We start from the raw sequence: 10,803 nt of genomic DNA on the forward strand, positions 1-10,803 counted from the left end.
GAGCGTGCGCATCGGACACGCACTCGGCCGCAACGATGTATCAGGTATCAGACAGGCTGGTTTTGCCGCCATGCTGCTTGGAGTCCTGATCGCGGCGATCGCTACGATTGCGGTGGTCGGCACGCGCGTGTCCCCTAAGCCGCGCAGGCCACCGGCTGCAATGCTCTGAAGTGCATCAGTAATGAAGAAGCTCGCGCCGACAAGGATGAGAGCTGCAGTCAGCTTGATCGTGGCGTCCGCATTGCTGGCCGACTGGTCGACGAACAGCTCGGCGACTTCAAAGCGCGTGCCGACCACCGCAATCGTAGCGATCGCCGCGATCAGGACTCCAAGCAGCATGGCGGCAAAACCAGCCTGTCTGATACCTGATACATCGTTGCGGCCGAGTGCGTGTCCGATGCGCACGCTCACCGCCATTCCGATGCAAAACGGGATCATGAACAGGGCGGCTGCAACTTGGAATGCGATCTGATGGGCGGCAACCGCTGTAGTGCCGATCGCACCCATCAGGAGCGCCGTCGCAGAGAAAAGACCCGATTCCATGAAAATCGCGATCGAAATCGGCGTGCCGACCACGAGGAACTCCCGCATCAATGGCCAATCGAACCGCCAAAGATATCGGAGCACCTGGTAGTCGCGAAAAGGACGACAGCATGCAACGAACCAAATACCGGCCAGAAAGGTCCCACTGTTCACCAGGCTCGTCGCAAGGCCGGCTCCGAACAAGTCAAGCTGCGGCAAGCCGAATTTGCCGGTGATCAACAGATAGGCCAGCAGTGCGTTGGTCGGAATGGCCGCGAGCGTGATCCACAAGGCCGGCGCCGGGCGATCGACCGCTGCCATGAAACTGCGGATCGCCAAAAACCACAGCGCCGGCAAGATACCCCAGGTGAGCCCAAGCAGATATTGCTGAGCTAAGCGCGCGATAGCTGGCTCGTGGCCAAGCGCAAGCACGATTTGTTCGCCTCGCACCGGCAAAATCATGATCGGCGCCCATAGAACGAGTGCAATCCATAGCCCCATGCGCAGCGAGCTCCGTACTAGGGCTGGGTTTGCCGCGCCACGTGCTTGCGCCGCGAGCGGCCCTACTGCCGAGATCACGCCGGCTGCGAAGGTCAGGCCAACCGATAAGATCATACCGGCGAGCGCGGCAGCCGCGAGGGCCTCGGTGCCGATGTGGCCGATCCAGGCCAGATCCGTCGCCATCATCGCGATCTGTGCAAGCTGCGTGAGTGCGATCGGGGTCGCGAGTGTCGCTGTTGCGGCGAGTTCGCCACCGAGGTGGTGGCAAGCCCCCCATTTGGCCAATCGGTGAGGCCAGGATGATCGGTGCGTGGCGTCCCCAGTCTTTCTCATCGAATGCCGCCGCTCCGGATTGCGCGCTTCAGCCAATTGACCCGCTGATGCGAAATTCGCGCGATCACGGTCGCGTCATCGGCACTCTCATTGCGATAGCATATTCTCAATCGATGACGCCCCGCTCAAAAATGGTGAGAGCGTTTTGGCCGGCAAGGAAGGCAGTCGCTGTTATGAGCGTTGTGCTTGCGACGTCGACTGTCTCGCTTCAGACGCCGCTTGTCTCAACCGCAACGACAGAACGTTTGCAGCGAGTGAATGCCGCGGGAGGCGCATCATTCCCCAATGAAAATTTCAAGCGGATTTGGCATGTGGATTGCTTGAAAGATGCGAGAAGATTATGCGGACATGATGTTTCTCGAGCAACACATTCGGGTTTTCAGATGAAGTTTTCCGGATCGGTTAATGTCAGAAGTCTCTGCAGGTGCGCTCCACAGCGCGCGCTCCTGCATGGCGACGTTTGTTACCTTCAGGTCGCGTTTCGAACGGTCACCATCCAATCCCTCCAATGAGCACGGCTTGAGCTCTTCTATCGGTCATCTCGGGCGAGCAGCCGTTCACTTGAAGCTGAGCGACAACGACGCATCGGGGCTTGCGCTGGCAGATGATTGAGCTGATGCAGGATGATCGGGATCCTGAGCAATTATTCAGGCAACGGGACGAGCTCAGGGTCAAGTTGCTTCGCGCCCAATCGGTCATAGCCGAATGTAAGGCAGAATTGGCGGAGCTTGAGCGGAGGCTTGACTGTCTATCAGTGTCGGCGCCAACCGATGAACGCCAGCAGAAATCTGCGGCAGACACTGCGGCGCGTAAGGCGCGGCCGCGCAAATCTTAGAGCGTCAATGATCCTGTCGACCCGCTGGCTGCCACGTTCACGAGTCGATCCTGGGACCGTTAAATGCAACGGACGTTCGTGAACCCGGAGGCTCAAAGCCTTCAATATCTATCGTGTTGCGAACCGACTGCCGAATGGATGTCAAGATGCGGCTCTTCTATCGGCTTCGTTTTTTGTTGTTCGCGGTGCTTTGGCCGGCCGACGCGCTTTTGATTGGTCAAGCTGACAGAGGACGTATCGTCCGCGGTTCCGGCGGGACACCATGTTTCCGGATAGGGCGCTCACGCGGAGGTGTTCAATCTCTTTGTTAGAGAGCTAAGCCAGAGTGCGTATCGGCCGTGATCGCTCGCCAAGATCGAGGCACGTCACGCTCCCGTGATCGGGGAAGCTGACCAGCCTCATTTGGCGCCGCCTGGATGTTGATGAGAGTTGCTTGACTGTGTTCCTCAGGGGGCCTCGAGCAGGGGCTGATGATGGCAATCACCTGTGCTCGCGGATGCTAAAAAGAGGGTTCGAGGAACGTCGAAAGCCATATGCGGAGAGCGATTTCGTCAGCTTCTCGAAAGCTTGTACGAATACGAACTAACGTGGATAGGCTTCGAGGTGAGGTTTGTGCGTGGACTCGCATGATTTCGACGCGTCTGGTTCTGCAGTTTCAGCACCGGTACAGAACGCCGATCTGGAAGAGCAGCAAGCTCGGGCCGAACAAGACGCGTTTGAGCAACAGCTGGATGCAGCGCGGATGGCCGATAGCGGCCGCGTTCACGGGCATCCCGGCCGCAAACCGCCGGCCAATGTGTCTGGTACGGATCGCGATTACATTTGGGCCATGATGGAGGGCGTCAGCAAGCGCCGAAAGCTGTCACACGCGTCGACTGAGAAGTATACTCAGATGCTCTACAAGGTGGCAGCTTACCTGGGCGAGAGAGGCCAATCGCTCGAAGGAAGTGATAACAAGACGTTGAGTGAGCTTTCTGAGAGGGTGTTCAAGAAGAACAAGCATGTAGGTGTTGCATTGCAGGCGCTCCAGGAGCTGCGTGGCGGGGTTGGAAAGCGTAAACGTGGCGCGCCTGCTGGGCGCATACGTCGCGCGTCTTCGGCAACCGCCGGGCGTAGACCTGTTGCCCCAACCGAGGCTGATGCTCCGCTTATCGAAAGCATTATAGAAGAAGGTGTCAATACAAAGCATTGGGCGCCGCCTACCGTCCAGCACCATCGCACGACGCTTCGCAAACTGTCGAACAGTCTGGGGGCCCGCGGCGAGACCATTGCGGGAACGAGCGATGCTGCCTTGTCCAAATTTATCGAACAAGTCTTTCCGGAGAACTGGAAGAGAATGACCGGTTCGCTCTGTGCGCTCCGCGAGCATCGAGGAGGGGGAGAAGCTCTCAAGGGCGGGTCTTCCGCATTGGACGGCGTTGAGCGGGCCGAAAGCATGGCCGCCGCCGGCTCGTCAAGCTCCGATGTCATCCCCGAGAAACTTTACCGGCTGCTGGATAATGACGTCGACGAGTGGTCCCTCGTAGCCGAGGCTCCCGAACTTCTGAGGATGGAGCAGGAGCTGCGCGAGCATATTGCGGGCGGACCCGACGATGAATCGACCTCGCTGCCGCTTCCGGCCCGGGGCGAAGAATTGACATCCGATCCAGAGGATCCCACCGCGCGGCTGGCAAAGCGAAGACGCGTGCTGAATGCTCAATATCCGCACTCGATCACCGTTGACGCAGGGCGGTTCACCCCGAGCCTCCCGCAGTTGGTTCCGGCGGAGCGCTCGCAACTGGATGAGCCGGTTCAGTTCGATCCGGATCCGTTCGCCGATGACGCCGCAGGCCCAATAGATCCGGAGGCGTTTATTTTCGCGCCCCTTCCGCTTTCACCGGGAGAGCTGTCGCGACTGTTAGATGGTGAACCCATGCCGCCACAGCCAAATCAACTCGCCGACGAGCGAGCAGGCGCCGTCGATACGGAAGCTTCTGTCATCGCTCGACCGCCGCTTTCTCCTGGCGAGCTCTGGCGTCTGCTGGGCGATGACCCGATGCCGTCTGTACCGGATCAATTCGCAGTCCCGATCGATCCAGATGTCTTCAATTTCCGTTCCCTGCCGCGTTCTCCGGACGAACTTGGTCGACTGCTCGATGATGCGCCCGCAACCAGCAGAGCGGACCAGTTCACCGGCTGGTCGCCGAACCTTGTCGCCGGTTCCGACAGTATCGACTTCGAATACATGCCGTTCTCACCAGGCGAGCTCCGCAGGCTGCTGGATGATGACCCCGCGTCGATTGGTATAAATCGGTCAGTCGACAATTTGCCGGTCCCGGCGGATCCAGATGGGTTCATATTCAACGAAGAGCAGATGCCACCAGGAGAGCTTCGGCGATTGCTTGACGATGAGCCGGCATCCCCAGCCATGCTTCAACCGCCTCGCCGCTTGCCAAGCGACTATTAGACCAAACGAGGGATCGCCGCAGAGCCCTGAGTTTCTCTGGCGGCCGATTTAATTTGCGGCACCCACGGCACGTCTAGCCGTTATCGAGCGTATCACCTTGGCTTTCAGCCGGCTTTGCTTCGATCGCCATGGCTCAACTGGATTGCTTTTCGCGCAAAGTACTCCTGGAGCTTTAGATCAGGATGCATTTTGTAGCGCAGAGCATGTTCCCTGTCGGCACGTGATCAACTCTCAGTTCATGACTGAAGACGTCGATGGCGGATTGCAGGTGATTTTGTAAGTCTTCCTACCTAAGCCGCAGGTGTGACCCGCGCGCAAGCCTCTCTCAGCTATGAGCTGATCGGCGAAATCGCGTGCCCCCTTGCAGGGCCGTTCATCGCCCCTTGCAGCAATGCTGGTGCGCGCGCGTAAAACTCCATGCAGCCTCTGCGTCTTATAAATGTCATCTTGCGCGGCGAGTGAGGCGAGCCGCGGCGGATCGGTTCGCGTGCGCAAGACAGTTAGGCCGCATCGATCCACGCGGCAAAGAGACGAGGTCGATGACACAGCCTTTTCGAGCATGCAGTCTGTTATCCATCATTGCCTGCATCATTCTCTGTCCGGCCGCCAACGCGCAAGATCGTCGCATCGTTACCGAACCTATCGCACCACAGACGGTGTGCGACCGGCCCGTGCCGTCCGGCAAGCAAGATACGGTCACCTTGCAAGATGCCATCGACCAATGTCCGTCGGGGGCCGCCGTATATTTAGGGCGGGGCGAGTTCCGGTCGGGTCCGCTCGAAATGAAATCGGGCGTGACGTTATGGATCGGACGAGGCGCCAAGCTCATCGCCATCCCCCAACCTGCTGCTTACGATAAGGGCCGCGGACAGTGTGGTCGCATCTCCGGCAAGGGCGATGGTTGCCGGCCGTTCATCAGCTTTTCCAAAGCCCGTGGCGGCGGTATCTACGGGGACGGCATCATCGATGGTCAGGGCGGTGCAACCATGGTCGGGAGCGCCGAAACCTGGTGGCAACTGGCCCGCCGCGCCCAAGTCGAGGGCGGCAACCAAAACGCCCCGCGCTTGATCCAGATCGATCATGCGCAAGACATCACGGTCACGGGTGTCACCTTGCGCAATGCACCCAATTTTCATATCGCGATGAACCGGGTCGAAGGTGCCACTTTTTGGGGCCTCACGATCGATGCCCCAGCGGACGCCCGCAATACCGACGGTATCGACCCTGGCGCGAGCCAGGATGTGACCATCACCCGCAGCTTCATCCGAACGGGAGACGACAACGTCGCTATCAAGGCCGGCGATAATGGCTCAAGCAGCCATATCTCGATCATTGATAACTATTTCGGCTGGGGGCACGGCATGTCGATCGGCAGCGAGGTGAATTCCGGGGCCAGCGACATACTGGTGCGTAATCTGACGCTGGATGGAACGACGTCTGGTCTGCGCATCAAGAGCGATGTCAGTCGAGGTGGCCTGGTCGAGCGCGTGACTTATGAAAACGTGTGCCTGAGGGGCAACCGCTGGCCGCTGGCGTTCGATGCGAAATACGATCCGCGCGCGCAGGGCTCGAGGATTCCGGTCTATCGGCAGATTGTTCTGCGCCATGTGCGTGGCGACGATGGCGCACTGGTGATGCGCGGCGCAGACGAGCGTCATGTCCTTGACGTGAAGCTCGAGGATGTCCGATTTGCCAGTTCCGCGATCTGGCAGCTCGAACATGCAAAGGTGACCGCCGATCACTCTGACGTGTCGCCGCCGCTGCCGGGGCAAGCTGCAGAGACGTTGTCGCGCGGATCGGACACTTGTTCTAGGGCATTCCGAGACGCTAACCGCTAGGCGCTACTCTGGCGCCGGCAGGGGAGAGCCCGCATCGATAGGCTTGAACTGGCGAGATTGCGGAAGGTGAGCCCTGATGGCCCGCGCCCGTTGCGCGATTGGTTTGCAAGGGCTGACATCGCCAGAGTTACGCACAGGTTCTGGTTCGGCGAGGAAAGTATCGACCATCCGCGAGGCTATAGCGCGGCGGCGCGTTACATCGACTGCATCGGACGCGCCGCAAACGGCACCAAGGGGAAGATCAAATGCGAATGTTCCTGACGTCCGCCGCGCTTCTGGCTGGATGTTGCTGCATCCCGGCAGCATACGCCGAGGCAATATCGGTGTCGCATGCCGCAAACGCGGACTATCGCTCCGTGCAGGAAGCCGTCGACGCGTTGCCGGCGCAAGGCGGGGAAATTCGGATCGCGCCGGGGACCTATCGCGAGAAGGTCAAAACCTCCAAATCCGGTATTCATATCGTAGGGACTGGCGGCAAACCGGAGGATACGGTCATTGTGTATGGCGACGACGCAATCAATGCGGGAGGAACCGCGCGTTCGGCTACACTGGATGCCGCTGGCGATGACGTCCGGATCGAAAATCTGACCATCCAGAACGACTACGCGCTCAATCCAACCAATCCCCCATCGCAAGGAGTAGCGCTGTCCGTTACGGGAGACAGGGACGTCATTACGCGCGTCCGCCTGCTCGGCGCCCAGGACACGCTGTTTGCCGGCAAGGGGCCGAACGGCCGAATGTCACGACAATACTTCTCGGAGTGCTACATCGAGGGGCATGTCGATTTCATATTCGGCAACGCCAAGGCCTACTTCCGGAACTGTGAGTTGCATGGCATCGCCAATCAGGCCATCGTGTATACTGCCCAGAGCAAAGAGGCGCCGGAGGAGGACAGTGCTTACGTCTTCGATCATTGCAGGCTGACTGCCGAGCCCGCTGCGCGCTACGTTGCGCTTGGCCGGCCTTGGCGTCCGTATGCGACTGTGGTCTTCCTGTCGACGAAGATAGATGTACCCATCATCGCGGAAGGCTGGCGTGAATGGGATCCGGGCAAGACCAACGCGTTGAGGACGAGCTATTATGCTGAATACAAATCCTCGGGAATCGGGGCCAATCCCTCTGGCCGCGAGCCTCACTCCCATCAACTGACGGATCGCGAAGCTGTGAGATGGTCATTGAGGGTGTTCTTCGGGGGTGCCACAGATTGGCTGCCGAACGAGCGGTGGGAATGAAACAGGAGTCGAGCAACGCCGAAATCTGGATCGGCGCTCCGCCGTCTGGTTCTACGCTTGCCGCGCAAGGCTCTCGGCCGATGACCGACGCCATCAGGCATGAATTGAGCCTCCTGCAGCCAAAGCCCGCTTCACAGCTTCAGGCCGTGGTCGTTGAGCACCTTGTCTCTCAGGGCGCCCTTGATCTCGCGGGCAATTTCCTTGCGAACCGCGGCACCCAACTGTAGCTTCGCGTCCTCGACAAGGTCAGATCCGACCCCGATCAAACCTTTGTCGGTGAGCTGTTGCTGCAGCCGGCTGGCGAACTCCGTCCCCATTGCAGCAATGAGCTCGTCGTGCGCCATGGCATGGTCTTTGGGTACGATGTGACGCACAACGTCGTCCCAAGGTTGCCAGTCCACCGCCAAATAGTCGGCGAATTCCGCCGCCTCCTTGTCCCGCACGGATGTCTCTGCGCTATCAACGTCAGCGTCGGTGACGCCGGAGACTTCAAAGAAGCGCATGTCCGGCGCGACGTGTTGCAATCCCAGCCGCTCGCGGAGTTTATTTTGATAAGCAAGAAAGACCTCAATGGGGTCGATGCCTTCGACGTTGTTGCCCGAGCTTAGCGAGCGAACCTTCTCGCGCGCAATTTTCTCCAGCGCGTCCAGGCGGAACATGACCCGCCCCAGATCGATGAGATCGGGAAGCCGGACCTTGTTGTTATAGGCGCCGTTCTCGACGTCTGCGATGAGGCGTGCGGTCTGCATGCCGTTCCAGGTCAAAGTTCTACGATCCTCGCAGCTCTCGTTGGCGTCCAGGGCCAGTTGGAAGTAGCGCTTGCGCAATTGCGGGTTTATCGCCGCCTGCCGCAGATCATTGGCGACCGACTGGCGGAATTCGTCATTGTCAGAGTTGACGGATTCTCGCAGCTTGTCGAGGAAAAGCGCGTATTCCCGGGCGCCCGGCTCTTCTTCAAAAGTCTGCCAGGCCGCCAGCACCTCACTGTCGCCCTCCTTCGGATTGCCCCTGAGCCAGCCCGCGACTGTTTCAGTGAGAGCTTCGGCCTGCTCGTCGTCTGTTCCGGACAGTTCACTTACGTCCTCGCGCGTAAGCTGGACGGTCGGACCGCCGTAATCCTCAGCGCCCAAAATTGTATCTAAATTCGTCAGCACTTGCTCAGGAAGGGGATTGTCAACCAGAACTATACTGGCATCAGCGCCCAATCGCGTCAGCAGATCCTCGGGCAGACTCGTCAACTGGTTGTCGCTGGCGTCGAGAAATCGGAGCGTAGCTGGGAGGGCCTCCGGCAGACCCGTCAATCGGTTGTCGCTGACATCGAGAAAATGGAGCGAAGCTGGAAGGACCTCCGGCAGGCTCGTCAGCTGATTGTGGCCGATGTCGAGAAATCCCAGCGGCGCAGGGAGGAGTTCGGGCAGGTTTGTCAATTGATTGTAGCGGCCGTCGAGAAACTGCAGGGCAGCAGGTAGCACCTCAGGCAGGCTTGTCAGCCGGTTAGAGCTCGCGTCGAGCCCCCTGAGCTCGGTTGGAAGCGCAGGGAGGCTGGTCAGTTGATTGGCACTGACGTTGAGACGCCGGAGCGAAGCAGGGAGGTTATCGGGCAGACTCGTAAGCCGGTTGAAGGGAATATCGAGCACGACGATATCATCCGGAAGCCTGGGCAAACCAGTCAGGAAAAGCGATTCGAGATCCAGTGTGGGGGCCTCACCCCGAGCATTCACTCGCCTGACCGCTTCTTCGCGATCCTCGAGCGGGCCCACCTCAGGTTCAGCAGCCCAATTCTCAAGCGCCTGATCCTCGTTAGCCTCCGCAGGATCTGAATCTGCAGCTGCATAGCCCGCCGCTATTCCCTGCCACTGCGCCGCGGCCTCGTTTTGCCGGCCCTCTTGTTCGGAAGATGCGGAAGGCATGCCGCCCTGGCGTTGAATCTGTCCTGCCTCAAAAGGATCCATCCTACTCCCCCTAAAGACTGAGCAGACTCAGTCCACGACTACGCATTTTAGAGCCTAAGGCATTTAGCTTTCGATAAGCTGACAGAGCCTGTCGACGGTGACAACGATGGCAACGCAGCTGCCGGCACCATCGTCGCTACAACGATTGGAGCGGTGGCGAATAAGCAAGGCGGTAGCGGCTTCGCTATAGAGCGCAACGACGACCAGCAGAGCCTTTTCGGTCGAGTAGCGAGAAATGAAGGGCGGCAGGCGATCCGAAGGGCCGAGTTCACGCCGACATTCTCAGATGCCTAGGCTGTGCTGCCGAACTGGTCATTGCGAAGCTTGAGCGGTTCACCCGTAAGCTGGATTGCTTTGCTCATCCCGTGGCAAACGAGCGACCCTGAGGGTTGCAGCGATACTCGTCAGCTAATCGACAGGTAAGCCTGCTAACGGCAGAACGTTGCCCGTAAACGGTCCTGCCGGACTTATCTGGTCAACGAAATGGCCGCAAAACTCGCAGCAGTATCGATCGATTTGCCGCGCTAGGGCCGATCGACATTCACTGCATCCAGATCATTGCGGCTGCGAGATGGATGAAGCCGGTAAAGTTGTCGGTTCGCCTGTCATAACGGGTTGGCAAGCGTCGGAAGTGTTTCAGCTGGCAGAAGCAGCGCTCGATGCGATTGCGCTGTTTGTAGGCGTCGGCGTCGTGCGGAATGATGATCTTGCGGGTGCGGTTTGACGGGATCACTGCCGTTGCGCCGAGTTCCGCGATGATCGCACGCAGGGCGTTGCTGTACGGGAAGGAGTTCAGCTTGCCGTTCGGCGAGCCATTGCACGCGCGCTGCGCCCTGGCACTTCGGGCAATGCCGATTGCGGCAGGAGTATGCACTGTCACCGACTTGCTCTAGCCGGCCGCCGTATAGGCTGAACGGCAGGCGGCGTGCAGCACGTTAGGGACGAGCGGACGCTCGTCGTCGCGGCCGGGAAACAGCCATCGTTTTGGCCGAGTGAGCCGCCAATACGTCCGCAAAACCTCAAAAGCTGAGGCGAGAGCATAACGTAACGGTCCTTGCCGCCCTTGCCGTGCTCGACCCGGATCAACATCCGTTGGCTGTCGATGTCGACAACCTTCAAGAGGACCACTTCCGATACGCGCAGT

Annotated in this window: 6 protein-coding genes and 2 pseudogenes; 3 read left to right on the forward strand and 5 right to left on the reverse strand. The window is 59.4% G+C overall.

Annotation, left to right across the window (positions count from 1 at the left end; genetic code table 11):
* Positions 1 to 1,356 (reverse strand): MATE family efflux transporter (locus FNJ47_RS40410; RefSeq protein WP_163161661.1); only part of this gene is annotated, 1,356 nt, incomplete at its 3' end.
* A gap of 1,451 nt (positions 1,357 to 2,807) precedes the next feature.
* Here FNJ47_RS40410 and FNJ47_RS40415 point away from each other — a divergent pair.
* The 3 genes from FNJ47_RS40415 (at position 2,808) to FNJ47_RS40425 (ending at position 7,707) form a co-directional block, all read left to right on the forward strand.
* On the forward strand, positions 2,808 to 4,637 hold the full coding sequence (locus FNJ47_RS40415) for a hypothetical protein (protein WP_163161653.1): 1,830 nt from the start codon (positions 2,808 to 2,810) through the stop codon (positions 4,635 to 4,637).
* 539 nt (positions 4,638 to 5,176) lie between these two features.
* Positions 5,177 to 6,475 carry a glycoside hydrolase family 28 protein gene (locus FNJ47_RS40420; RefSeq protein ID WP_163161655.1) on the forward strand — a complete coding sequence of 433 codons (1,299 nt, stop codon included), beginning with the start codon at positions 5,177 to 5,179 and terminating at the stop codon, positions 6,473 to 6,475.
* A 245-nt stretch (positions 6,476 to 6,720) separates the two neighbouring features.
* Complete coding sequence (locus FNJ47_RS40425) at positions 6,721 to 7,707, forward strand: pectinesterase family protein (RefSeq protein ID WP_163161657.1); 987 nt, start codon at positions 6,721 to 6,723, stop codon at positions 7,705 to 7,707.
* Between the two features lie 131 nt (positions 7,708 to 7,838).
* Here FNJ47_RS40425 and FNJ47_RS40430 read toward each other — a convergent pair whose 3' ends face one another.
* From FNJ47_RS40430 to FNJ47_RS40440, 4 genes and pseudogenes are all read right to left on the reverse strand, one after another.
* On the reverse strand, positions 7,839 to 9,659 hold the full coding sequence (locus FNJ47_RS40430; RefSeq protein ID WP_163161659.1) for an NEL-type E3 ubiquitin ligase domain-containing protein: 1,821 nt from the start codon (positions 9,657 to 9,659) through the stop codon (positions 7,839 to 7,841).
* 541 nt (positions 9,660 to 10,200) lie between these two features.
* A complete protein-coding gene (locus FNJ47_RS51865; protein ID WP_347341779.1) occupies positions 10,201 to 10,392 on the reverse strand; it encodes a transposase in 192 nt (63 codons plus the stop codon).
* A 46-nt stretch (positions 10,393 to 10,438) separates the two neighbouring features.
* Positions 10,439 to 10,531: pseudogene (locus FNJ47_RS40435) on the reverse strand (transposase zinc-binding domain-containing protein); the annotation flags it as partial.
* A 20-nt stretch (positions 10,532 to 10,551) separates the two neighbouring features.
* A pseudogene (locus FNJ47_RS40440) lies at positions 10,552 to 10,803 on the reverse strand (tyrosine-type recombinase/integrase); the annotation flags it as partial.

Source organism: Bradyrhizobium uaiense, from assembly GCF_010811875.1.
Classification (GTDB): Bacteria; Pseudomonadota; Alphaproteobacteria; order Rhizobiales; family Xanthobacteraceae; genus Bradyrhizobium; species Bradyrhizobium uaiense.

What these genes read in the sequence shown, in the direction of transcription:
- FNJ47_RS40420 (WP_163161655.1), top strand. Translation starts at nt 5,177, where the DNA reads ATGACACAGCCTTTTCGAGCATGCAGTCTGTTATCCATCATTGCCTGC.
- FNJ47_RS40425 (WP_163161657.1), top strand. Translation starts at nt 6,721, where the DNA reads ATGCGAATGTTCCTGACGTCCGCCGCGCTTCTGGCTGGATGTTGCTGC.
- FNJ47_RS40430 (WP_163161659.1), bottom strand. Translation starts at nt 9,659, where the DNA reads ATGGATCCTTTTGAGGCAGGACAGATTCAACGCCAGGGCGGCATGCCT.